General features: G+C 32.0%; 27 protein-coding genes. 3 read left to right on the plus strand and 24 right to left on the minus strand.

The annotated features are described in order from the left end of the window. Positions 1–103 precede the first annotated feature (103 nt). The 13 genes from LHL71_RS03675 to LHL71_RS03735 form a co-directional block, all read right to left on the minus strand. Positions 104–4,417 (minus strand): PolC-type DNA polymerase III, encoded by a 4,314-nt coding sequence (locus LHL71_RS03675; protein WP_227360474.1) that lies wholly within the window; start codon positions 4,415–4,417, stop codon positions 104–106. A gap of 107 nt (positions 4,418–4,524) precedes the next feature. Next, on the minus strand, positions 4,525–6,234 hold the full coding sequence (locus tag LHL71_RS03680; protein WP_227360475.1) for a proline--tRNA ligase: 1,710 nt from the start codon (positions 6,232–6,234) through the stop codon (positions 4,525–4,527). A gap of 23 nt (positions 6,235–6,257) precedes the next feature. After that, the gene (gene rseP / locus LHL71_RS03685; protein WP_227360476.1) at positions 6,258–7,529 is read right to left on the minus strand and encodes an RIP metalloprotease RseP; all 1,272 of its coding nucleotides are present in this window, start codon (positions 7,527–7,529) and stop codon (positions 6,258–6,260) included. Between the two features lie 19 nt (positions 7,530–7,548). After that, the gene (locus LHL71_RS03690) at positions 7,549–8,337 is read right to left on the minus strand and encodes a phosphatidate cytidylyltransferase (RefSeq protein ID WP_227360477.1); all 789 of its coding nucleotides are present in this window, start codon (positions 8,335–8,337) and stop codon (positions 7,549–7,551) included. A 19-nt stretch (positions 8,338–8,356) separates the two neighbouring features. Further along, positions 8,357–9,112, minus strand: a complete 756-nt coding sequence (uppS, locus tag LHL71_RS03695; protein WP_227360478.1) for an undecaprenyl pyrophosphate synthase — start codon at positions 9,110–9,112, stop codon at positions 8,357–8,359. A 74-nt stretch (positions 9,113–9,186) separates the two neighbouring features. Beyond that, on the minus strand, positions 9,187–9,603 hold the full coding sequence (locus LHL71_RS03700) for a hypothetical protein (RefSeq protein WP_227360479.1): 417 nt from the start codon (positions 9,601–9,603) through the stop codon (positions 9,187–9,189). A 13-nt stretch (positions 9,604–9,616) separates the two neighbouring features. Continuing rightward, a complete protein-coding gene (frr, locus tag LHL71_RS03705; RefSeq protein ID WP_227360480.1) occupies positions 9,617–10,180 on the minus strand; it encodes a ribosome recycling factor in 564 nt (187 codons plus the stop codon). A 2-nt stretch (positions 10,181–10,182) separates the two neighbouring features. After that, on the minus strand, positions 10,183–10,905 hold the full coding sequence (pyrH, locus tag LHL71_RS03710) for a UMP kinase (RefSeq protein ID WP_227360481.1): 723 nt from the start codon (positions 10,903–10,905) through the stop codon (positions 10,183–10,185). A gap of 151 nt (positions 10,906–11,056) precedes the next feature. Further along, on the minus strand, positions 11,057–11,932 hold the full coding sequence (tsf, locus tag LHL71_RS03715) for a translation elongation factor Ts (RefSeq protein WP_227360482.1): 876 nt from the start codon (positions 11,930–11,932) through the stop codon (positions 11,057–11,059). A 97-nt stretch (positions 11,933–12,029) separates the two neighbouring features. After that, a complete protein-coding gene (gene rpsB, locus LHL71_RS03720; protein ID WP_227360483.1) occupies positions 12,030–12,794 on the minus strand; it encodes a 30S ribosomal protein S2 in 765 nt (254 codons plus the stop codon). 144 nt (positions 12,795–12,938) lie between these two features. After that, on the minus strand, positions 12,939–13,937 hold the full coding sequence (locus LHL71_RS03725) for a D-2-hydroxyacid dehydrogenase (protein ID WP_227360484.1): 999 nt from the start codon (positions 13,935–13,937) through the stop codon (positions 12,939–12,941). 34 nt (positions 13,938–13,971) lie between these two features. Beyond that, positions 13,972–14,244, minus strand: a complete 273-nt coding sequence (locus LHL71_RS03730; protein ID WP_227360485.1) for a GIY-YIG nuclease family protein — start codon at positions 14,242–14,244, stop codon at positions 13,972–13,974. Beyond that, on the minus strand, positions 14,234–14,980 hold the full coding sequence (locus LHL71_RS03735; protein ID WP_227360486.1) for a tRNA1(Val) (adenine(37)-N6)-methyltransferase: 747 nt from the start codon (positions 14,978–14,980) through the stop codon (positions 14,234–14,236). The genes LHL71_RS03730 and LHL71_RS03735 overlap by 11 nt, the downstream gene beginning before the upstream one ends. A 93-nt stretch (positions 14,981–15,073) precedes the next feature. On the opposite strand from LHL71_RS03735, the gene LHL71_RS03740 reads away from it, so the two are divergent. Further along, positions 15,074–15,694, plus strand: coding sequence for a lysophospholipid acyltransferase family protein (locus LHL71_RS03740; protein WP_227360487.1), 621 nt, complete (start codon positions 15,074–15,076; stop codon positions 15,692–15,694). A gap of 38 nt (positions 15,695–15,732) precedes the next feature. Here the strand turns inward: LHL71_RS03740 and LHL71_RS03745 are convergent, their stop codons facing one another. Next, the gene (locus tag LHL71_RS03745) at positions 15,733–15,960 is read right to left on the minus strand and encodes a YneF family protein (protein ID WP_227360488.1); all 228 of its coding nucleotides are present in this window, start codon (positions 15,958–15,960) and stop codon (positions 15,733–15,735) included. Positions 15,961–16,044: 84 nt separating this feature from the next. Then, positions 16,045–16,278: a DUF896 domain-containing protein gene (locus tag LHL71_RS03750; protein WP_430689985.1), complete on the minus strand. Its 234-nt coding sequence runs from the start codon at positions 16,276–16,278 to the stop codon at positions 16,045–16,047. A gap of 187 nt (positions 16,279–16,465) precedes the next feature. On the opposite strand from LHL71_RS03750, the gene lexA reads away from it, so the two are divergent. Beyond that, entirely contained in the window at positions 16,466–17,095 is a 630-nt protein-coding gene (gene lexA, locus LHL71_RS03755; protein ID WP_227360489.1) for a transcriptional repressor LexA, read from the plus strand. Positions 17,096–17,127: 32 nt separating this feature from the next. Here the strand turns inward: lexA and LHL71_RS03760 are convergent, their stop codons facing one another. The 3 genes from LHL71_RS03760 to LHL71_RS03770 are packed head-to-tail and all read right to left on the minus strand — an operon-like array spanning position 17,128 to position 19,104. Then, positions 17,128–17,571, minus strand: coding sequence for a nucleoside 2-deoxyribosyltransferase (locus LHL71_RS03760; RefSeq protein WP_227360490.1), 444 nt, complete (start codon positions 17,569–17,571; stop codon positions 17,128–17,130). Between the two features lie 48 nt (positions 17,572–17,619). Then, on the minus strand, positions 17,620–18,795 hold the full coding sequence (locus LHL71_RS03765; RefSeq protein ID WP_227361607.1) for a hydroxymethylglutaryl-CoA synthase: 1,176 nt from the start codon (positions 18,793–18,795) through the stop codon (positions 17,620–17,622). A gap of 60 nt (positions 18,796–18,855) precedes the next feature. Then, positions 18,856–19,104, minus strand: a complete 249-nt coding sequence (locus tag LHL71_RS03770; RefSeq protein WP_227360491.1) for a hypothetical protein — start codon at positions 19,102–19,104, stop codon at positions 18,856–18,858. Between the two features lie 187 nt (positions 19,105–19,291). On the opposite strand from LHL71_RS03770, the gene LHL71_RS03775 reads away from it, so the two are divergent. Next, positions 19,292–19,813, plus strand: a complete 522-nt coding sequence (locus LHL71_RS03775; protein WP_227360492.1) for a DUF308 domain-containing protein — start codon at positions 19,292–19,294, stop codon at positions 19,811–19,813. 15 nt (positions 19,814–19,828) lie between these two features. On the opposite strand, the gene LHL71_RS06480 is transcribed toward LHL71_RS03775, so the two are convergent. The 6 genes from LHL71_RS06480 to LHL71_RS03805 form a co-directional block, all read right to left on the minus strand. Then, positions 19,829–20,455, minus strand: coding sequence for a TIGR01906 family membrane protein (locus LHL71_RS06480; protein WP_227360493.1), 627 nt, complete (start codon positions 20,453–20,455; stop codon positions 19,829–19,831). After that, positions 20,452–21,225 (minus strand): TIGR01457 family HAD-type hydrolase, encoded by a 774-nt coding sequence (locus tag LHL71_RS03785; protein ID WP_227360494.1) that lies wholly within the window; start codon positions 21,223–21,225, stop codon positions 20,452–20,454. Before LHL71_RS03785 ends, LHL71_RS06480 begins: the two co-directional genes overlap by 4 nt. A 10-nt stretch (positions 21,226–21,235) precedes the next feature. Further along, positions 21,236–21,802: a YutD-like domain-containing protein gene (locus LHL71_RS03790; RefSeq protein ID WP_227360495.1), complete on the minus strand. Its 567-nt coding sequence runs from the start codon at positions 21,800–21,802 to the stop codon at positions 21,236–21,238. A gap of 1 nt (position 21,803) precedes the next feature. Then, positions 21,804–23,198, minus strand: a complete 1,395-nt coding sequence (locus LHL71_RS03795) for a bifunctional metallophosphatase/5'-nucleotidase (RefSeq protein ID WP_227361608.1) — start codon at positions 23,196–23,198, stop codon at positions 21,804–21,806. 90 nt (positions 23,199–23,288) lie between these two features. After that, positions 23,289–24,479: an acetate/propionate family kinase gene (locus LHL71_RS03800; RefSeq protein ID WP_227360496.1), complete on the minus strand. Its 1,191-nt coding sequence runs from the start codon at positions 24,477–24,479 to the stop codon at positions 23,289–23,291. A gap of 20 nt (positions 24,480–24,499) precedes the next feature. Further along, positions 24,500–25,492: a class I SAM-dependent methyltransferase gene (locus LHL71_RS03805; RefSeq protein WP_227360497.1), complete on the minus strand. Its 993-nt coding sequence runs from the start codon at positions 25,490–25,492 to the stop codon at positions 24,500–24,502. Between the last annotated feature and the right edge of the window lie 202 nt (positions 25,493–25,694).

A 25,694-nucleotide genomic window follows, 5' to 3' on the forward strand; every position in this document is an offset into this window, starting at 1 on the left:
CCTAAAAATTTCCAATAAAAAGAGCGAGCATTTCTGCTCACTCCTTTACGAGTTATTTAATAGTAATTATTATAACATATTTTTATAATAATTGCTTAACTTATTACATCATATCGAATAAACTAAGTTGATTTTCATCAGGTAGATCATTTAGTACGCCATTTTCAGTCATAAAATCAATTAATGATTTTGAAACTTTACCTCGTTTACTTAAATCTTCCTTAGAAATAAAAGGTCGATCCTCTCTGGCAGCTACAATTTGCTTAGCAACGTTCAATCCCAAACTAGGTACTGAATCAAAGGGAGCAATCAATGTATTTCCATCAATTAGCCATTCACTAGCATCGGATTTATCTAAATCAACCATCTTAAATTCGAATCCACGTTCGACCATTTCATTAGCAATTTCTAAAACTGTTAATAAATTTTTCTCTTTAGTGGATGCTTCCATACCCTTATCATTAATTTCCTTCATAGCATTTTTGATACCATCTTTTCCACGACACATGGAGACGATATCAAAATCATCAGCCCGAACTGAGAAATAAGCTGCGTAGTATACTAATGGGAAATATACCTTGAAGTAAGCGATTCTTAAGGCCATCAAAATATAGGCAGCCGCATGAGCCCTTGGGAACATGTATTTAATTTTAAGACATGATTCAATATACCACTCAGGAATATCCGCCTCCCGCATTTTGACCTGCCAGTCATCAGGGATACCCTTTCCTTTACGGACGTGTTCCATAATTTGAAAGGCCAGTTCGGAATCTAATCCCCAATGAATCAAATCCGTCATAATATTATCACGACAACCAATTACATTAGCGATAGTTGCTGTTCCATTTTTAATTAACTCATCGGCATTTCCAATCCAAACATCCGTACCATGTGATAATCCTGATATTTGTAAAAGTTCAGAATAGTTTTTCGGATGAGTTTCTTCTAACATCCCCCGAACAAACCGAGTTCCAAATTCTGGAACACCTAAAGTACCAGTTTTTGATTGGATTTGTTCCTCAGTTACTCCTAAAATTTCGGGACTAGAAAATAATGACATAACCCCGGGATCATCCATTGGAATAGATTTTGGATCAATTCCTGATAGGTCTTGGAGCATTATAATCATTGTTGGATCATCATGTCCTAAGATATCAATCTTTAAAATGTTATCGTGAATGGAATGGAAATCAAAATGCGTAGTTTTCCAAGCAGCACTTTGATCATCAGCCGGATATTGAATTGGAGTAAAGTCATAAATATCCATATAATCAGGAACAACAATAATTCCTGCCGGGTGTTGTCCAGTCGTTCGTTTAACTCCTGTCGCTCCCTTAGCTAAGCGATCTTCTTCTGCTTGCCTAAATATTTGCTCAGTATCGCGCTCGTAGGCTTTTACATAACCATAGGCCGTTTTATCGGCAACAGTACCAATTGTTCCCGCTCGGAATACATTTTCTTCACCGAATAATACTTTCGTATAGTTATGGGCAATTGGTTGATAATCTCCCGAGAAGTTTAAATCAATATCTGGAACCTTATTACCGGTAAAGCCTAGGAAAGTTTCAAAAGGAATATCATGTCCATCTCCAATTAATTCCGTTCCACACTTAGGACACTCCTTAGTTGGTAAATCATATCCTGAACTATATTCTCCTTTTGTAAAGAACTCACTATATTGACATTGCGGACAACGATAATGTGGTGGCAATGGATTAACTTCTGTAATTCCCGTTAAAGTGGCAACTAAACTGGATCCAACTGATCCACGTGAACCTACCAAGTATCCATCTTTGTTACTCTTGGCTACTAGTCTTTGAGCAATTAAATAAATTACAGAGAATCCATTTCCAATAATACTTTTTAATTCTTTTTCCAAACGTTGTTCAACAATTTCAGGTAGAGTTTCACCATACATTTGATGGGCTGTATCCATTGTACGATTTTGTATTTCGTCCTCCGCACCGTCCATTTTAGGAGTATATAATTTGTCCTTTAATGGTGATACTTCATCGATTTGATCAGCAATAACATGAGTATTTTCTACTACTATTTCAAAAGCTTTTGATTCTCCTAAAAAACTATAATCGTCTAAGAGTTCATCAGTAGTTCTAAAATGTAAATCGGGTAAAATCGTACGGTTCAATGGATTAGCTCCACCTTGAGAATTGATTAAAATTTTACGATAAATATAGTCATGAGCATCCAAGAAATGAACATCACCTGTAACAACTACCGGTTTATCTAAGTGTTCTCCTAACTTAACCATATTAGTTAAGATTTCTTCTAGATTATTTTCATCCTTAATTAGTTCCTGCTCAATAAGTGATTCATAAGCTGCTTTGGGCTGAATTTCTATATAGTCATAAAATTTAGCTTTTTGAATAGCTTCTTCCGCACCTTTTTGCATCATTGAAGTAAAGACTTCCCCATTTGCACAAGCAGAACCTACTAAAAGGCCTTCACGATATTCTTCTAGAACACTTCTTGGAATTCTAGGAACTCGGTAATAATAGTCTACATTTGACATCGAAACTAATTTAAACATGTTTTTTAAACCAGTTTGATTTTTAGCTAGTAGGATTGCGTGACTAGGTCTTGAATGCTTATAGGAATCATTATCCGTCATATGGTCATTTAATTGATCAAGATATTCGATTCCATATTGCTTGTTAGCATCCTTTAAAAATAGATAATTCAAATGTCCAGTTGTTTCCGCATCATAAATCGCTCTATGATGGTGCTCTAAAACAACATCAAATTTTTTAGCCAAAGTATTTAAACGATAACCTTTTAAATGTGGATATAAGAAGCGTGCTAAGGTTAAAGTATCAATAATTGGATTACTGATTTTTTCTAAATCGTATCGTTCATAACCTGTGTTTAAAAATCCCGCATCAAAAGTAACGTTATGTCCTACTAGAATAGCATCTCCATAAAACTCTCTAAACAGTTCAAAAACTTCTTTTTCACTTTTAGATCCTCGTACCATTTCATCAGTTATAGAAGTAAGGTTAGTAGTTTGATCAGATAAATGAAATCCTGGATCAATGAATTCTTCAAACTCACCGATAACATTATTATTTTGAATTTTAACCGCAGAAAGCTCAATTACTTTATCATAGATGGCTGATAAACCAGTAGTTTCAATATCAAAAGCTACATAAACTGCATCCTTTAGTGGAACATGTTGATCATTATAGGTAATGGGAATTCCATCATCTACTAGGTTAGCTTCCACTCCATATATCATTTTAATGTCATTTTTTTCCGCTGCATGGAAGGCATCTGGGAATCCTTGAACTCCCGCATGGTCAGTAATAGCAATTGCTTCATGTCCCCATTTTTTAGCTTGTTTAACAAAATCAGATATATTATTCGTGGCATCCATTTGACTCATTGTAGTATGAAGATGTAGTTCAATTCTTTTCTTACCATCTTCAGCCGTATCTTTACGACTTTCTTTTTTGATTAAATTGATATCATTGGCATTTAAAGTTAATTCATGAGAATAATTGTCTTCTTGGACATTTCCCCTAACCTTAACCCAATCGCCTTCATTAATTTGATCAAATAATTCGTCTTCGCCTTTATTAGAGAATTTTTTAACTTGAATTGAAGAAGTATAGTCAGTTATTTTAAGCATTAACAGCTTTCTACCTGAACGTAATTCTCTAATTTCTTTATTAAAAATATACCCCTCAACTATAATTGAGCGTTCTTCATCTAAAATATCTGATAGAGGCATTGTTGGTAAATCATTTTTGATTTTTTTACCGATTTGAGGCCTACTATCATTAGACTGAGATACACTATGATTATTTGAGATAATTTCTGTGGCTTTTTTCTGAATTTCTAAATTGTTAAGTTCATTAATTTGATTGAAGGTATCAATTTTTTCCTTAGATAGGTCTTCATCAATGACCGTATGAATACTAAACTTTGGGAAACCGGCTTGTTGATAAAATTCTTCAATTGATCCTAATAGTTTAGATACCAAAAAATTTTTAATGACTTCATTTTCAACCGCAAATTCAACTCGTCGATTAGACAAATATGGAAAACGATTATCATAAAGTTCTTTTGCCATCGGTAAACCTGCGCCACTATTTTTAACCGCTGCTTGCCAGTATTCTTGCAATATTTCTTGACTAAACGTAGAATCCTTTGCCTGGATTCTTATTGTAACCTGGGCAATATCAGAAAACGCTGCGGTAGTCTTTTGCTTGAACTTTTCCAGTATTGGATAAGGTAGGATTTGGTTAGTTGTAATATTAAATTGCCATTGTCTACTTTTTTCATGGATAACTATTTTATTTACTTCGGCAGCTTGGAAGTATTTATTTTTTGCTAAATCATCATCCCATCTAATTTGAGATAATAATTTTTTAAATAGCTCAGTGTTTCCAATATCCAATTTATTCAATCCTCCTATACATCATTAAACAAAAAAACCGAGAAAATTCTCGGTTCTAAAACTCAATTCATCTCTATCTATTTTACAGTATCGAAAGATTATTTCAACTATGCAATTTTAGATAGTAGATTTTTAATATTATCAATTAGGTCCGTAATAGATGATTCAATCACTTCACCAGTTTTTCGGATTTTAATTTCAACTATACCTTCACTAATTTGTTTACCAACTGTTATTCTGACAGGAATTCCAATTAGATCTGAATCAGCAAATTTAACTCCAGCTCGTTCTTTACGATCATCAACCAATACATCATATCCTAAATTACTTAATTGATTTTCTAAATCGTTGGCTGCATCCATTTGTTCTGAGTTTTTAGCATTAACTGGAATAATATGGAAAATATATGGAGCAACTGAAAGTGGCCAAACTAAACCATTTTCATCAGCATTTTGTTCACTAATAGCAGATAATAAACGACTAATTCCAATACCATATGATCCCATAATAATTGGAGTACTTCTTCCGTTAGAATCTAATATATTAGCTCCTAGACTTTCAGAGTATCTAGTACCCAATTTAAAGATATGTCCGATTTCAATTCCTCGAGTAAATACTAATTTACCTTTACCGTCAGGAGATGGTTGGCCTTCTTTTACTAAAGTAATATCAGTGACACCATCAACTCTAAAGTCACGATCCCGATTAACATTTAGATAATGATAACCATCTTCATTAGCACCAGCTGCTGAATTAACCATATTATCAACATTTTGATCAATTATAATTTTTACTTGTTCATCAACTCCGACTGGTCCTAGAGATCCGAAACTAGCATTTAAAAATTGTTTAGCTTGATCATCAGTAGCCATATCCAAGAAGTTAGCATCCAAATAATTTTTTAATTTTACATCATTAATTTCATCAGTACCACGAACAACTGCCAATACGGGTTGATCATCAGCAATAAATAGAATTGATTTTAAAATATTTTCAGATGGAATATCTAATACTTGTGAAACTTCTTCAACAGTTTTAGCATCTGGAGTGGCAACTTTGTTTAACTCTTGTAATTTTTCAGTTGAATCTTTACTAATAAATTGGCTAGTAGCCATTTCTAGGTTAGCTGAATAATCACTACCATCTGAATAAACAATCGTATCTTCACCAATTTTAGCAATAGCTGAAAACTCTTTAGAATCTGAGCCTCCCATAGCACCACCATCACCAATAATGACACGATAATTTAAACCAATTCTATCAAAAATATTAGTATAAGCCTTTTCCATTAATTGATAAGTCATGTCAAGATCATCTTCGCTCGCAGCAAATGAATATGCGTCTTTCATGATAAATTCACGACTTCTTAATAGTCCGTAACGGGGACGATCTTCATCTCGATACTTACTTTGGATTTGATATAGTGATAATGGTAATTGTTTGTACGATTTAATTGAATCACGAATTAGTTGAGTAAAGGTTTCTTCATGAGTTGGTCCTAAGATAAAATCAGTTTCATGACGATTTTTAAATTTAAATAGTTCGGGACCATAAGTTTCATAACGTCCTGATTCACGCCATAAGTCAGCTGGTAAAACATCTGGCATTAACATTTCTTGGGCATCAGTTGTAACCATTTCTTCTCTAACAATTTTTTGAATGTTGGCTAGTACACGATATGCTAATGGTAAGTAAGCGTACATACCAGCTGATATTTGACGAATGTATCCCGCTCTAAGTAGCATTTGGTGACTAAGAGCTTCAGCTCCACTTGGAACTTCTTTAAGAGTTGGTGCTAAAATTTTAGATTGTTTCATAGTTAATATAATGACTCCTTATTTTAATGTAAAAAGTATCGCTGAATATCGTTCCAAGTTACTAATACTATTAGTAACATTAAGAAACCAAAACCAATCAGTGTAATCACTGTTTCGGTATTTTCTGAAATTGGTTTTCTGCGAATTGCTTCAATTATATTTAATACTAATTTCCCACCATCTAATCCAGGAATAGGTATTAAGTTAACAATCCCTAAGTTTAATGATAAGAATGCTAAAAAGCTAAGGACTCCAGTTAGTCCAAATTTAGTAGCTTGAGAAGTGGTTGCAAAAATGGCAACTGGGCCACCTAAATCATTGAGACTAAAGTGACCACTAAACATGCTAGCAATAGCTAAGACTAATCGCTTAGTCATTTCCCAGCTTTGAGTAAACCCAGAAAGGATTTTAGCTTTAAAGCTATGATCGAGACTTTGCGTGATTCCAATTACTCCAATGGTATTTTCACCGGATTTTTGTTTTTTAGGGGTTAAGCTCAATTCTTTAGTCGAATTATCTCTTTGAATTTTTACGTTAATTTTTTTACCAGCATTAGGTTGAATTTGCTGAGCAATCTCTGTCCAATTATCAGTTTGATGATTATTTACTGATAGTATTTTATCTCCCGATCGAATACCAGCATCCTTAGCAATAGAATCAGTTGGTAAAACATCAACTTTGTTAGTGTTAGTTAATACCCCACCTTGAACAAATGACAAAATTGTATAAACTACAATAGCTAACACAAAATTGTTAAATACTCCAGCAAAGTTAGTTAACATTCTTTTGGGTAAGGAAGCTGATCCTAATTGGACATCAATTGGTGCTACTTGGACTTCGGTTCCATCTTCTTCGATAATTATCGCATCATGATCCACCGAATATCTTTTAACAGTAGATTCATCCCCGTTTTCATATCCTTCAACCCATAAATCTTTTTCTAAATCAGTTGAAGTAATAATTAGTGGGATTCCCTGGAATAACGTTTGCTTTTTACTGGTATTGATATTAGTAACAATGTTTTGATCGTTTAATTTCAAGGTTACAGGTGTCCCTGGTTTAATTTCTTCTTCATCATCACTACCGCCAGCCATTCTAACATAACCACCAATTGGTAATAGTCTAACTGTATAAGTCGTTCCTTTTTTACGATAGTAGAATAATTTTGGTCCCATTCCGATTGAAAACTCGCGAACCATAATACCAGATTTTTTAGCAACAATATAGTGACCAAATTCATGAAACACTACCAAGATTCCAAACACAATGATAAAAACAATGATAGTCGTTATCAAATTATTACCCCCTTTCGATTTAAATAACTCCTAACAGGTGTAAAACCGGTAAAACAAATAGTAAACTATCAAAACGGTCTAGAATTCCACCATGTCCTGGTAAAATTTTACCTGAATCTTTAACTCCATAAAATCGTTTAAAAGCAGATTCTACTAAGTCACCGAACTGCCCAACAATTGATAAAATAATTGTCATAATAAGCATTTGTAAAAATGAATATCCAGTAATAGGGAAAAATGATAACCAAACCATACATAAAATTGTAGCAGCTATAGTACCGTAAATTGAGCCTTCCCATGTTTTGTTAGGACTAATTTTTGGAGATGATTTATGTTTGCCAAAACGCTTGCCAAAGATATAAGCACCGCTATCGGTTAACCAAACAATAAATAAGGCATACAATAATACATATAAGGAAATACTTCTAGCTACAATAAAAAAGTGGAATCCCATACCAATATAAAGCATACCTAAAGTAGTTACTCCGGCATCATCAAATGAATACAAGTTCTTTGAAACTACTGTAATAATTAATAAAATCATTACAAAAATATAAAATAAAAATGTTGGACTAACGCCTTTTGGTAAAATATTTTGCCATAAAGTTGGCAGAATTAAGACACTAACCCCCAAATAAGAAATAATTGATTCAAACGAAACAACTATCTTTTTTTTCATAATTAGTAATTCAGACATTGCAACAATTCCTAATACCATCGCTGCAATATCTATCCAAATACCACCAGCTATTATTATTGGAATAAATATTATTAATGCAATAATTGCTGTGATCGTTCTTTGTTTCAAATGCAATCCCTACCCTTAACTATTTATTTTTTAATCCACCAAAGCGTCGATTTCTTGATTGATATTCCAAAATTAGATTTAAAAAACTATTCTTAGTTATATCAGGCCATAAGATATCCGTGAATATAAACTCGCTATAAGCAATTTGCCATAACAAAAAGTTAGAAATGCGTTCTTCACCACTAGTTCTAATAACCACATCAGGATCTGATAGTTCTTCTAAATACCCAGTCATTAGATTTGCATCAATAATTTTTTCGTCAATTTCACTAGGTAATAGTTGGTTATCTTTGACTTGTTGAGAAATCTTTTTAACTGCATCAGTGATTTCCATCCGACTACCATAATTGAGCGCAAAATTTAAAATCATTCCTGTACAGTGACTAGTTTTAGATACCGCATCATCAACAGCTTTTTTTGTACTTGCTGGTAATTGATCAATTAATCCCATAACTCTAACCGAAACATTATTTTCAATTAATTTAGGTACAAATTTATCAAAGAATTTTTCGGGTAAGCTCATTATGTAATTAACTTCATCTTCAGGACGCTTCCAATTTTCAGTCGAGAATGCATATAATGTTAGGACCTTAACTCCAATCTCACTAGCAGCAATGGTTACATCCTCTACTACATTCATACCTTTTTTATGGCCGGCAATTCTTGGCAAATGTCGTTTTTGAGCCCAACGACCGTTACCATCCATAATAATGGCGACATGCTTAGGAACATTGTTAACATCTAGAGAAATTGATTCTTTAGAATTTAAAAACATTTTTTCACCTTCTCATGTTAAAAAATAAAGGATGAGGTTTTAAACTCATCCCTAATAACGAACAATTCTAAACCTTAGTTTTTTTCTACCATTCGCCATTGACCACGATTGGCTTCAACTAATGTATTAAAATATTTTAATAATTGGTTTGCATCTTCAGGGCTAACTTCACCTAACATATTTAGCCCTTCACCAGTAGTCATTGGTTCTGATAAATCAGTAATTTCATTACCATTTTCAATAGTTGCAGTTGAAAATGCAATTACCCAGTCAGATTCAATCAATGGTGAAACAATAAAAAATAAATTAAAATTATCTGCAATATAAGCGGGCATCGTAAACAAATTATCTTGAATTTCTTGTAACGAATTACCACCGTAGTTTAAGATACTTAAATTTCTATCATTTAATGGTTCGTTTAGTTTAAAAAGCATTTTAGAAAATTCTTCTGATCCTGGTACTACCTCGAAATTTTCATTTTCATTTGCCATACTAAAATCTCCTTTAGTCGTTGATAATTTCAGCTTCTTTATCAGCAACTTGTTTATCAACATTCTTAATTGAAGCATCAGTTACTTTTTGAATTTTTTCCTCAGCATCATGTAATTGATCATCAGTTAATTCATCATTTTTATTACTCTTTTTAACAGAATCCATAGCATCACGACGAATATTACGAATGGCTACTTTACTTCTTTCACCAGATGCCTTAACTTGTTTAGCAATTTCCTTACGTCTTTCCTCTGTTAAAACTGGAACAACTAATCTAATAGCCGATCCATCATTTGCCGGGTTTAAACCTAAATCAGCTTCATAAATTCCTTTTTCAATATCTTCTAAAGCAGTTTTATCGTACGGTGTCACTAAGATCACACGAGCTTCCGGAATAGTAATTGATGCAATCTGAGTTAACGGAGTAGGAACCCCATAGTAATTGACCATTACTCGGTTTAATAAACTTGCATTTGCTCGTCCAGCACGAATTCCACCTAGGTCGCGATTCAATGCCTCTTCTGCTTTTTTCATTCTTTCTTTAGCATCATTTATAATAGTTTCTGATTGTGCCATAATTACTTCTCCTCAACAGTTGTTCCGATAGTATCACCAGTTACAACCTTTTTAATATTACCAGCTTCATTTAAATTAAATACTACTAATGGAATTTTATTATCCATTGATAATGAACTAGCGGTTGAGTCCATTACTTTAAGTCCTTTATTCAAAATATCCATATAAGTTAATTTATCATACTTAACTGCATCTTCATTAGTTCTAGGATCTGCTGAGTAAATTCCATCGACTCCATTTTTGGCCATTAAGATTGCATCCGCTCCAATTTCAGCTGCTCTTAATGCTGCCGCAGTATCAGTTGAGAAGTATGGATTACCAGTTCCACCAGCAAAAATTACTACACGACCTTTTTCTAAGTGTCGTACGGCTTTTCTTCTAATGTAAGGTTCAGCTATTTGACGCATCTCAATAGAAGTTTGGACCCTTGTTGGAACTCCTAATGATTCTAAGATATCTTGTAAAGCTAAACTATTCATAATAGTTCCTAACATACCAATATAATCTGCTTGGGCACGTTCCATTCCCATTTCAGCACCGGCTTCTCCACGCCACATATTACCGCCACCGACGATTATACCAATTTGGATGCCTAGATCATAAATGTTTTTAATTTCTTGGGCAACATCTTTGATAACCGGCGGATTTATACCATTTCCGCGATCACCAGCTAATGCTTCACCACTTAATTTTAAAATAATTCGATTATATTTTATGTTGGCCATTGTACTGCCTCCTACAATTCATGTAATTAGTCAGATCTAATTTTATCATATATTGCGCCACATCAACAATAATTCTTATAACTTTGAAATCTCTTAACAAAAAATAGGGATTGTCCAATTACAATTGGACAATCCCTATTTAAATTAAAAATTATTTTAATTGGCTACGAACTTCATCTTCGAAACTCTTAGCAACTTTTTCAATACCTTCACCAACTTCATAGCGAACAAAACTCTTAATAGTTCCATTCTTTGAAGCAACGTATTGACCAACAGTTTGGTCTGGATCTTTTACAAATGGTTGGTCTACTAAGCAGATTTCTGCTAAGTATTTGTGCATACGGCCGTCTACCATTTTTTCAACGATATTAGCAGGTTTGCCTTCTTTTAGAGCTTCTTGAGTAAGACGTTCTTTTTCTTCAGCTAAACGATCACTAGAAATTTGGTCTTTGTCCAAGAATTCTGGGTTAGTTGCGGCAACGTGCATTGCAACATCTTTAGCGGTAGCTTCATCAGCACCTTCAACAACAACTAAAGCAGCAATTAAACCACCATTGTGTAAATAGAAACCAAAGTTTTGGTTATCATCTTTGTTAACTACTTCGAAACGACGTAGAGAAACTTTTTCACCAGTAATTTGGGTTGTTTCAATAATTGCATCGTTAATAGTACCTTTTGGAGTTGGTAATGCTAAAGCACCTTCCATTGAGTTAGGTTTCTTAATAGCAATTACATCAGTAACCATATCAACTAAGTCATTAAATGTATCATTAGTTGAAACGAAGTCAGTTTCAGAGTTAATTTCAACAATTGCTGCATCGTTATTATGAACAGCAACTTGTGCTAAACCGTTAGCAGCAACATTACCATCTTTTTTAGCAGCTTTTGCAATACCTTTTTCACGTAAAAATGCAATAGCTTTATCAAAGTCACCATCAGCAGCAACTAAAGCTTTTTTAGCATCCATCATACCAACACTAGTTTTTTCACGTAATTCTTTAACTTGAGATGCAGAAATATTTGCCATAATTATGGCCTCCTTAATTATAATAAAAGCTGACTTAATTTAAGGCCAATACGGTCCTCTAAATTTGAGTCAGCCTAAATGCTAATAATTATTTTTATTAGTCGTTGTTTTCAACAACTTCTTCAATTGAATCGTTTTTGCTATCTTCTGCAACGAATGATTCTTCGTTTACATCATCTTCACCTTGGCGGCCTTCGATAATAGCATCAGCCATTTTTGCAGTAATTAAACGAACTGCACGAATAGCATCATCGTTTGATGGGATAATAACATCAATTTGGTCTGGGTCTGAGTTAGTATCAACCATAGCAACGATAGGAATGTTTAATTTTTGTGCTTCACTAACAGCAATTTGTTCTTTACGTGGGTCAACAACGAACATAACGTCTGGGATACGTGGCATATCTTCAATACCACCCAAGAAACGTTCTAATTTTTGTTGTTGTTTAATTAGTAATGAAACTTCTTTCTTTGGAAGACGATCAAAAGTTCCATCAGTAGCCATTGCTTTAAGTTCTTTAAGGCGACGTACACGTGATTGGATAGTATTCCAGTTAGTTAAAGTTCCACCTAACCAACGGTGGTTTACATAAAATTGGCCTGCACGAGTTGCTTCTTCAGCAATTGCGTCTTGGGCTTGTTTTTTAGTACCAACGAATAAGAAAATTGAATCTTTTGATGCTTCATCTTTTACATAGTTGTAAGCAACATCAATTAATTTAACAGTTTTTTGTAAATCAATGATGTAGATACCATTACGTTCAGTAAAGATGAATTGTTTCATTTTTGGATTCCAGCGACGAGTTTGGTGACCAAAGTGTACACCAGCTTCCAATAATTGTTTCATAGAAATAACAGCCATTATATAGCCTCCATTTGTTTTTTCCTCCCTAGTGATCAACTACCTCAATAACCATACTGGCAACTGTTAAGATAATCACACTAGGTGTGTATTTCAATACTTATAAAAGTATATCTAAGTTTCATTAATATCGCAAGCATAAATTTATAGTTCAACTAATTTGTCAGATGTACCACTTTCAATCAGATCTTTGTTGGCATTCATGGCAAAATATACCATATTTCGCACTGCCTTTTTAGTATAAAAAGCGATATGAGGACTTACTAAGACATTGTCTCGACGCATTAAATTTTTTAAGCGTTCATCTGGAATTGCTTCAAAATTATCAAATTCGTTATTAAATACGCCAACTTCGTTTTCATAAACATCTAAAGCTGCTCCTCTAACTTTACCGTTATCAAGTGCTTTTATTAGAGCATCTGTATCAATTAAATCACCACGAGCGGGATTTAAAATAATTACATCATCTTTCATTTGATTAATAGAATTTTCGTTTATCATATGGAAATTTTCCTTAGTAGCTGGAGCATGTAAAGAAATTACATCAGATTGATTAAATAATTCTTGAGGAGTATCAACATAAATACCTTGTTTATCGAGCTCAGGATTACGATAAATATCGTATGCAATAACTTTGGCACCAAATCCTTGATAAATTTTTATGGCTGCTCGACCAATTCTACCGGTAGCATAAACACCAACAGTTTTTTGATTTAGTTCATCAGCAATGTCTGGTGCCCATCTCAAATCTCCTTGAGCTTGTTTTCTATCAAACGTATTCGTATTTCTCAATAAACGTAATAACTGAGTAACTGTGAATTCAGCTATAGCTTCTGGAGAGTAAGCTGGTACGTTAGTAACTTTTATATCATTTCGTTTAGCCGCTGCTACATCGATATTATCAACACCAACATTTCTCAATGATAAATTTTTAACACCTAATTCACCTAATGTATCTAACACCTTTGCTGTATAGGGCATTTGTTGATAGGCAACCACCCCGTCAGCACCTGCAGCTTGTTTAGCAGTGTTTTCATCAAGTAATTCTGCAGTTGATTCAACTGTTACATTTGTATTTTCACTAATCCATTGATCTAAAAATGGTTTTTCATCATCACGAATTCCATAGGCCATTATTTTCATAATCAAACTCTCCAATCATTAATATTAAATACCATTATAAATAAATTTTCCTTTTAGATAGATATTTAATCTTATTTTTTCTTGTTAGTTTTTTAAACTGGTATTCAGCATGCATTGCATCATGTTTATTATCAAATTCTTCAAAATACAATAAGCGCTTAGGTGGATGTGACTTAGTGTATTTAGCACCCTTTTTATCAACATGTTGCTGATATCTTCTAAATACATCTAAACTATATCCAGTATATAAAGAACCATCCATACATTCAATAACATACATGTAATGCTTAGAAATTTTATTCTCCATAAATTAAACCATTTACATAGTCTGTATAGGATCCATTATCGTAAACAACAATTTCAGGAAGGATTTTTAATCCATTCATTTTTCCATCTTTAATTGCTTCTACCAATACCATATTGGCATTTTTTCCTTGCTGTGGATACACAAACTTAATCTGTTTAGGTTCCAAATGATATTTGCGCATATTTATAAGCAAATCTGATAAACGATCAGGGCGAAATACTACATACATTTTTCCATTAGTTTTTAGCATACTAGATGAAATCATCATGATCTTGTCTAAATTAGTTTTTATTTCATGCCTAGCAATTGCCATATACTCATTGTCATTCTTTTTACTTGTATCATAATTTAAAAAGTAAGGCGGGTTACAGGTAATCACATCAACCGAATCCTTTTTTATGTAATCCAAAGATTTACTTAAATCATCATTAATTACGTTAAATTGATTCTCTAAGCCGTTTAATTTTATACTACGATTAGCCATATCCGCTAAGCGAGGTTGAATTTCTATTTCGGTTATTTGTGCAGCGGTTTTCTGGCTTAAAAATAGCCCAACTGCTCCATTTCCAGCACATAGATCAACAATTTTCTTAATTCTTTTTGAACTAACTTTGGTGAAATCAGCTAGTAATACTGCATCTAATGAAAATGAAAACACTTCAGTACTTTGAATGATTTTAACGTTGTTACTATATAGTTGATCAATTTTTTCATTTTTTAATAAATCAATATTCATAATTTCTACCTTTATTTACTCTTTAATTAACTTGCCAAATCCTATCATTATAATGTAACATTATCAAATACCAATTAAAAAGAAGGAATTTGTATGTTTTACTCATTTGCTAGAGTAATTGTAAGAATGATTGTTTTTATTATAAATGGTAATTCACACTATTTAAATAAAGAAAAGTTACCCAAAGGAAATTACATTTTGGTTGGTCCACACCGAACTTGGTTTGATCCAATTTACTATGCTTTGGCAGCTAGTCCTAAGAAATTTAGTTTTATGGCCAAAAAAGAGCTATTTAAAAACCCTATTTTGCGATGGATCTTAGTCAACGCTAACGCTTTTCCTGTTGATCGAGATCATCCAGGTCCATCCGCAATTAAAACTCCTGTTAAAACATTAAAAAAGACCGACTTATCCTTGATTATGTTTCCATCTGGTACTAGACATTCTAGTGAATTAAAGGGTGGAGCTAATTTAATAGCACAACTTTCTAAAGTTCCATTAGTGCCTACTGTTTATCAAGGTCCTTTAACTTTTAAGAAGCTATTGAGTAGAAAACCGGTCTATGTTGCGTTTGGTGACCCTATTTATGTTGACCGTAAACGTAAATTAGACGATACATATCAACAAGAACTAGAGCAACAAATGCAAGCTGCTTTTGATAAATTAGATAAGTCAGTGAATCCTGATTTTAAATATGAAGATGTTTCAAAATAAAAAGGTATCCCAAAGGGATACCTTTTTATTTTGAAAATTTATTTTTTACGCTTTGATTGATTTTTCATTGTATTCATCATTTGATTAAGCTTCTTTTGAGATGGTTTTTGCCCCATTTGAAGCATCATTTGACGTAATTGGTTTTCATCAATCGGTGGATTATCTTGAATATATTTTTCCATATATTTTCTTGCCCAGAAAAATCCGCCAAAAAGTCCTAGGACTAAAGCTAAAATAACTATTAAAATCCAAATCCAAGTTGCCAATTATTCGGCCTCCCTTGTACATTATCATTAATTAATTTTACACAATATACAAGGAAAATAAAAGAACAATTAAAAAAACAATTACTAATCGTCTCTTAAACCTTTTTTTCTTTGAATATTTTTAACTTTTTCAGAAGTTATTTCTTTTCCATTCTTATCATACATTTTGATCATTTCAACTTGTGTCTTAAAGTTTTCTCTAAAACGAGCAAGATATTTTTTTCTTAGGTCGCCCTGTTCAATTTTTTCTAACTCAGTTAGCCCTTCAGCTTTTGCTTTATGAGCTAATTCGTTTATTCTAGGAACGATTTCTTTCATGACACTATCTTCTATTTGATCAATTTTTTTATCAGTCATAATTTTCTCCTCAAAGTTAATTTATAAATATTATAACAAATAATATTATTATATAAACATCTCAATTACTAACGAACGCACGTTTGCAAACCCTTATCTGATATGATATTCTAAATTATAATAAATTTCCATTAATGAGGTTATTAAAATGAACAAAGTCCCCCACAATAAACAATTTGAAATTTTAAATTACATATGGGATAAAGTTAGCGAACATGGCTACCCACCAACGGTTCGTGAAATTGGTGAAGCTGTCCACCTGTCTTCGACTTCAACCGTCCATGGTCATCTCTCAAGATTAGAGAAACGTGGATTAATCCTAAAGGATCCGGCCAAGCCAAGAGCCCTCGAAGTTACTGAAGCCGGTCTTGAATTTCTTGGAATATCTAAAGACACGGATAAAATTCCAATGTTAGGAACGGTAACTGCTGGTGAACCAATTTTAGCTGTTGAAGAAGCTACTAGTTTTTTCCCCTTGCCACCTAATTTAGCCAATGAAGAATCCGGATTATTCATGCTTCAAATTAGAGGAACCAGTATGATAAATTGCGGAATATTAAACGGTGACTATGTTATTGTTAAGAAGCAATCCACTGCCAATAATGGTGAAATTGTGATTGCTCTAACTGATGAAAACGAAGCTACCTGCAAACGATTTTTCAAAGAAGATGACTATTATCGATTGCAACCAGAAAATGATGCATTCGAGCCCATCATCTTAAACAATGTTAGTATCCTTGGAAAAGTAATCGGATTGTATCGTAAAAATATTAAATAAAAAAGAGCTAGCATTGGCTAGCTCTTTTTTATTTAAATCATTTTTCCATTATAAGGAATTTCTTTTAAATTATCGAAATCATAATTTACTAATTCGTCAATTTTAGTAAGATGAGCCACTAAACTTTCTGAAATCATTAAGTTTAAAATGTTATCTTTTTCATGGAAAACTACAATTGGTTTTTTAGCTTTCACTGCATAACCTACTTCAAAGGCAGTTCCGCTATCAACAAAATCATCTACAAAATCCACAACAGATAAAATAATGTCGCTATCTTCTAATTCATTAATATCATTTTTAAAAATAGCATTTGCCCAAATTTTAGTACCTTCTTCAAATTGTTCTAATTGTTCGGTTCTAGGACTAAATACTGAACTTACTGTAGGATTTTGAGCTAATGCAGCTTCTACACGTTGTACTCGCTCAAGTTGTTCCTTATCAAAAAATGGTGATGCTAAATATACTTTTTTAGCCATTGAGTTCTCTCCTTAATAATTACCAGCTATGAGTAAATGATTTTTTTATTATAACATACGATCCGATTGTTCTTCATAGACTAAATGACCATTTTTTCTTCCGGTTAAGACAAATCTTGCCTTATCATCAGAAATATCAAACTCAAAATCACTATTATCATTAGGTAAAGTAATTTCATAGATTTTTTCATACTCAGCAACACTTAGTTTTTTTCGCTTGCTTAGCATATTTTCAATAGGTAAACGATATTTATCATTATCAATGTTTTTTATATTTCCACTAAAGAATTCGCCTTGGGCACCAGAACCATAACTAAAGAACCCAATTAAATCACCAGTTTTTAAACCATGGTCGTTAGCAATTAATGATAGAAAACTTAAATATAATGATCCGGTATATAGGTTCCCTACATTAGCATTAAAATTTCTAGCGTTTTCAAAATGCTCTAATAAACGCTTATACTCATCACTATCTTCATCTAAAATCGACTTAAGCCCCTTAATTCCCATTTTAGTAAATGGTAAATGGAATAGTAAGGCAGCAAAATCATCAATTTTTTTACCAGTTTGTTGTAAATATTCATGGTAGGTTTTTTGGAAGAATTGTAAATATATTTCATTAGAATAGTGGCCATCAACCAATGCATTTCTACTATAAATTGGTCGCCAAAAGTCCATAATATCTTCTGAATAAAATGTACTTGTTTCATTGATAGCAATAATTTCTGGATTGGCAGTAACCAACATAGATACTGCCCCACCACCTTGAGTAATTTCACCAGGAGTTTTAATACCGTATCTGGCAATATCTGATCCGACTACTAGGACCTTATCATCAGGGTGTAATCTTACATAATCACAAGCTATCTGTAAACCAGCAGTTGCTCCATAACAAGCCTGCTTAATTTCAAAGGCCTTAGAGCTCTTATTTATACCTAATAAGTTTTGTAAATAAACTGCTGCCGATTTAGAATTATCTACTCCCGTTTCCGTTCCGAAAATAATCATCTTGATATCTTGTTTATCTTGTTCAGTTAAAAAATTAATCGAGGCATTGGCAGCCATTGTTACTGCATCTTGAGTTGGATTAATAACAGCTTGTTTTTTTTGACCTATTCCAATTAGATATTTATTTGGATCAACATTTCTAGCTTTAGCAAGATCTACAACATCCAAATAATAATTACTAGTATAAAATCCGATTTTATCAATTCCAACTTCTATCATAATTTCCTCCATAAAAATAAAAAGACTTTAATTAACTAAAGTCTTACTCTAAAAAATTTATTTTACAAAGTGAACTTTGTATATTGTATTTCCATTAATCGAAGAGATTTCTTGACCTTCAGCGAAATCACCAGCATAAACGAAGCCTTCATGAACATTACCAATTGTTACAAATGTCCATTGAACGACGTCTCTTCCACTAGTAAATGAGCTAAATACTCTAACCCCAGAAAGTTGACCAACTGAGTTATCTGATAAAGTAATTTGTTGATTGCCAAGGTTTCCATTTATATTTAAAGTAATCATTTAATTCTCCCAATAAAGTTAATATCTAAAACAAATATACCACAATTTTTAATAAATTTCCATCGATTTTTGGTAACTATTTCACAATTAATCATTAACTATAGGCGTCTTTTAACCCAATATATTTTCAATATGCTAGCATTGATTTGTACCATTATTAAAGAAAACTTTTAAAAGGAGCGATACTATGAATTCATACACTAAGAAATTTAACCTATTTGAATTAATTGTAGGTATTATATTCGTACTATCATCAATTACCATTTTACGAAATCCTATATCTAGCTACCAGGCTATTATTGTATTAGCAGGAATTTTAGCTATTATTGGTGGAATATTTGAGTTATCTTTAAAAAATTTAATTGCTAATATCGATAATACAAGTACTGGAATGGTTGTATTTAATGGTATTGCTGATATTATTATTGGTATTATATTATTATTTAGCCGTAATTTTGGCCCAGTCTTTGTAGCAATCTTATTTGCTATCTGGTTTATTTATGATTCGGCAACCGATTTATGGGCTTCTAAATTTTTTAAGCAACAAAATAAAGGCTACTATTGGTTTTCAGTAACTATTTCGGTCATCGGATTGATTTTAGGAATTATTTTGTTAATCACGCCAATCTTTTCTGCTTTATCACTAGTATTTTTAGTTGGTTTATATTTCCTAGTCTATGGAATAATTTTAATAGTAAGAGCATTTTAAAAAACACTACTAAACCTAGTAGTGTTTTTTTATTTGCTTTAAAGCATAAAAATATAATATTGTAGTTAAAACTATAAAGATTAATAAACAAAATCCAAAACATAGTGCGAAATAGCTGTCTGGTAATGCATTAATTATTGGATCTAACTTTGGATCAAAAATCCAGTAATCATTCCTAAAAAATAATTTATGAAAGCCAATAAACACTCCATCAAAATTAATAAACATCATTACTGACAAAAAAATCAAAAAGACAGCTAAAGTTCGAATTGGTAATATAAATTCACATAAATTTTGGTTATTAAGCATTCTTATTATAATTAAAAAGGATATGGGCACCGTAATTAATAAAATAGAATTATTAACCATAACTAGTTTTTTAACATCTTGGAAATGCAAAATTCCACTATAAGAGCTTGTAAAATATTTAAAATTCAAATTATGATAAAATGGATTTTCTAAATAATTAACTATATTGGTATATTCACTAATTAAGTGATTGCTGCTCACTCCAGTAACTTGAACTAACTTTAAGGGACCTATACTACATATATAAAGCCAAATACTATTAATTGTAATAAATATGGAAAAAGATAAAAAACTAATAAAAACAATCCAGGATTTAATTATATTTTTTATCATAATTCCCAATCGTCTAAGCTATCGATTTCATAAGTAGGTGCTACTAACTCTTCCGTTACCTCTTCTCGTTTAGATAATCCAGTATAAACTAGTAACGAGTCCATCTTACTATTAATTGCGGCTTGAATATCAGTATGATAATTATCACCAACTACCAATGTCAAATCGCGGTCAGTTCCTAATTTAATAAGAGCATTATTCAAAACAGTTGATTCTGGTTTACCAATAATAATTGGGGAAACATTCGTTGCATATTCAATGAGTTGAATTAATGAACCTGCTCCAGGAATCATACCTTGTTCACTAGGAACATTAGAGTCCGGATTGGTTCCAATAAATTTGGCTCCATTACGAATCGCTAGCGTAGCTTTTTTTAATTTATTATAAGTTAAATCAGTATCTAACCCTACAATGACATAGTCAGGATTAATGTCATTAAAAATAAAACCTTGTTTTAAAATTTCATTTTTTAATCCACTCTCTCCAATTATATACACAGTGGGATTACTTAATTTATTATATTCACTTAAGTAGTCAGCCGTAGCTTGGGATGAAGTATACACATTACTTTCATTCACTTGTATATCGTGATTATTTTTTAAGTTATCCACTACATCTTCCGGCGACTTAGTTGAATTATTAGTTACAAATAAAAAAGGAATATTATTAGACTGCAACCGTTCAACAAATCGTTTAGCGGCAGGAATTTGTTGAGTTCCTTGATATATTGTACCGTCTAAATCAATTAAATATCCAGCATATTTTTTCATAATGTTCTCCTTACTTAGAATTTTTTTCTTTAATTACAAATTTATGTTTACCATTTTGCTTATCACTAACCACCCTGTTTTTTCTTTTACTAACAGGGGCTTTTTGTTTAGTAATTTTTTGATCAATATAAGCTTTATCAGTATTCTTGTGACGTTTAGAATTTCGATTGTTATCACGATGCCTATTATGAAAATTACGACTCCGCTTAGGTAAGATTTTAGCTTCTAAATTATGAATAACAAAATACTTTGCTCCTAAATTGAAGTTTTCATATATATAGGTCTGAAGATCATCGATAAACGGTCCCGGAGCCTGCACCTTACTAGTATCATAAAATCCTTGTAATCTTAACTGACCATAGCCTAAATCACCTACAATATAATCATACTTACTTAATGCAGGATTAAATTTTTTAGTAAATTCATCAAAATTAAATATATGATTTTCGTCACTAATTATTAAATATCGGTGATCATTAATTAATAATTCCGTTTCACTTTCTTGAGACATTTTAGCCATTGGAAACCGGCCGTCATTTTGTTCACTAATCAATTCTTCAAGCTTTTTTCGATCCATATTACTCACCTTTTTCAATAGGATAGTGATTGGAAATATACCTACCAAACATTGATCTTAAAGTCTGATCATAAAGTATTTCATTTTTTCCCATAATTTCAATGGTTGGAAAAAATGGAATGTATAAATAATGATCAGGCATTGATATCTTATATCGATTAGTTGGTAAGACCAATTCACCATGCCAAAATAATTGTTGTTTTTTCGTATCGTAATCAATTCCCAAGAAATTCAATTCACCAAAATATTTTCCTCTAAATCCCATACCTTGTTGCTGATATTTTACCAAGAAATTTTTATTTTTAAGCATTTCTTTTACCATACGCCAAAGATTATATCCATCTAACTCCACAATCATTGGATGCATAGCATGAGGTAAAATTTTGTGAATTTGATTTTCATCAGTAATACCAATAGGTAAACCATCTAAAAATAATCCGGAATTAATTATGGAAGCCTCCGTACCAGTTGATTCTTCTAAAGCATGTAGACTTTCATTTACTATTCGCGAAGGACCAATTAAATTAGTTTCCATTGGTGAAGTAAGCAATCCTAATCTATGTTGTTGTAACAGTTTTTCACCTGTATCAACATACTTTTTAATTTCAGATAAATCTTCAGAGTTTGTTTCTAATGTTGTTGTTTCTACTACTTTAGCAGTTTTTTTAATTATTCTATGATGCTCAAGTTCTAAATCAATTTGACCAATATATTCACCCCACTTACCAGCGGCTGCTAATAGTGAATTATTAACCATTTCACCATTTACCAACAGATGATGAGTATGGGCCCCGATTATGATATCTAGATCGCTGAAACGCTTGGCTAATTTTCGGTCAGTAGTAATACCTAGATGCGATAATAAAATAACCATATCAAAGTTTCCGTTTTGTGACTTTAATAATTTTTCCAATGAGTTTATTGGATCGGTAACATTCCATCCTAAATATTTATAAGTATCAACATATGGTGAAGTTAAACCAGTTACCAATATTCTAGTATGCTGTTTCGTTTCAATAATTTTATACGGCTTAGCCCAACTGGGAATTGTGTTTTTACCATCCATTAAATTAGCTAAAATAATATCAAAATTAGCATCGTTATATAAATCATTTAATTGTTCATGTGAATTGGTAATTCCTTCATTATTCCCTATAGTAACCCCATCATAATTAATTTCATTCAATAATTTAATACTGTATTTACCATCGGTCGCTTCGGAAAGAGGATGTTCTCGATCAATTGCATCCCCAATATCAAAAGTTAAAACTTCATCGTAATGATTATTTTGATATAGTTTTTCTTTAACGTTTGTTAAATATCGCCTAATTCTAGGCCATTTGTCTAAATGTGAATGAATATCATTTGTATGTAAAATGCTTATTTTTTCCATTATACCGATTCCTTTCACGTAAACTCATAGGTCTATCTCAATTAATTATAAACAAATAAAGCAACGAAATATATAATTTCGTTGCTTTATAGATTATTTACTTAGGCGTTCAATATCTCTAACAATCATTAGTTCTTCATCAGTTGGAATTAATAATGTAGCTACACTAGCATCATCACTTGATAAGTCACGTTCAACACCGCGAATATCATTTTTATCATCATCAATTGCAATTCCAAAGTAACCTAATTTAGCAGAAACATCATGTCTAATGGTAATATCATTTTCACCAATTCCGGCAGTGAAGACTAAGGCATCGATGCCACCCAATTCAGCAACATATGATCCAATATATCTAACAATTCGGTTAATGAAAATGTCACGGGCTAATTTGGCACGATGATTTTCATCTTGAACTTTTTCAATATCACGCATATCAGCAGAAACCCCTGATATACCAACTAAACCAGATTTATTATTCAAAATTTCAATTACTTCGTTAAAATCATTAATGCCTTCTTTTTTCATTACATATTGTAATAAAGAAGGATCAATATCACCAGATCTAGTTGCCATAGTAATTCCAGCAAGAGGAGTAAATCCCATAGAAGTATCATAAGACTTACCATTTACTATAGCATCAATTGAGGCACCCGCACCCAAGTGTAAAACAATTAGTTTTAAATCTTCAAGAGGTTTGCCAAGCATATCAGCGGCTCTTTGAGATACGTAACGATAACTAGTACCATGAGCACCGTATTTACGAGCACGATATTTTTCATAATATTCATATGGTGCGCTGTAAATATAGTTAACTTCTGGTAAGGTGGTATGGAATGAAGTATCAAATACTGCAACACTAATTACATCAGGAAGAATTTTATGGAAAGCTTTAATTCCCTTAACCGCAGCTGGTTGATGTAATGGAGCTAAATCAGTTAAGCTTTCAATCTTATCTAAGACTTCCTTATTAATAATTACGGAATCAGTAAATTCTTCACCACCGGCAACAATACGGTGACCAACTCCAGTAATTTCGTTGTAGTCTTTAATGATATCTAAACTAAGTAATTTATCTAGGACTAATTGAATTGCTTGTTCGTGATTATCAATATCTAAGGTATCCTCAAACTTTTTACCGTCATCGTATTTAATTTCCACATCTGATGATCCTAGTCCGATTCGTTCAATCGCACCACTACCAATAACTTTTTCGGATGGCATGTCGTATAGTTTAAATTTTAAAGTTGAACTTCCTGCATTAATTGCAATTGATTTTCCCATAATATAATAAATCTCCTTAATTACTTAATTAATTTTAATTCGTGCTTTTCCCAAGCGCTAATTTCATCTAAAAACTTTTTAAAATCATCTTGTTTCTTAAATGAAGGAAATTCACCCAGCATGATTGGATCAGCTTGGTTGATTCCATTACCATTTTTTTGAAGAATCAAAATTGATTTTTGAGATTTTTTATTTTTAAAAATCTCAGCTGGTAAATTTAGCATTCCTTGTAAATAAACATTTCCCTGCATCCATTTAAGTAATCCTTTGGCTTCAGTTGTTTGAAATAATTGACTAGGTACAAGGAAAAATCCAAATCCACCATCTTTTAAATTGTCCATTGATTTTTCAATTAATAAATGATGAACATATGAATGTCCGGTATTAGCTTTAGTTTCAAAATTCGTTACATTCTCATCAATTGGATAGTAACCAACTGGCAAGTCAGAAACTACTACATCAACTTTAGGAATAACCACATCTTGAATATAATCTTCATGAACTAAGTCACTAGATAATTTTTGAATTTCTAAACTTTGTGCAGCTAATTCAAACATTGCATCATCATTTTCTATTCCAGATAAATCAATTTGCATTTTAGGATTAGCTTGTTTTAATTGATAATAAACAGTTTCAATTAAATTAGCTGTTCCTAATGCTGGATCAAGTATACTTAATTTTTCAGTATTTTGATAAATTACGCTGATTAAGTACGCAATAATATCTCCAATGGTATCTGGAGTTAATTGATAAGTTGGTTGAATATTATCAATTCTAATAGCTGTTAAAATTGCCATTTGAATTGCTTTTCTAATATCTTCAGATGAAAATTTAGATAAATCTAAATTACTCTTTATTTCACTTAATTGTTCATAACCATCATAATCTTCATCTTGGATGAGATTAATGGTTTGAATCAATGAATCAATATAGGATAATTCTTCATTTTTCTGCAAAAAAGCAGCCGATTCATTTAGAACTCCATATAGTTGTTCAACCTGTTTTTCAGACAATTTATCACTCCCTAATCTTACTAGTAAATAGTACCAGATTTGACTTCACTAATTCAAGTTAGTTTTATGATTAGTCTAAGCCTATATTATAAAAGAAAATTCAAAATATAATTCACTTATTTTTATCACTTTGTGAATTTTTTTCTTTAAAAGTAGAATTCTTATAATTCTCATTAGTTTTAATTTGATAAAAACTAATTAT

It is taken from the genome of Lentilactobacillus laojiaonis (assembly GCF_020616595.1).
Taxonomy (GTDB): domain Bacteria; phylum Bacillota; class Bacilli; order Lactobacillales; family Lactobacillaceae; genus Lentilactobacillus; species Lentilactobacillus laojiaonis.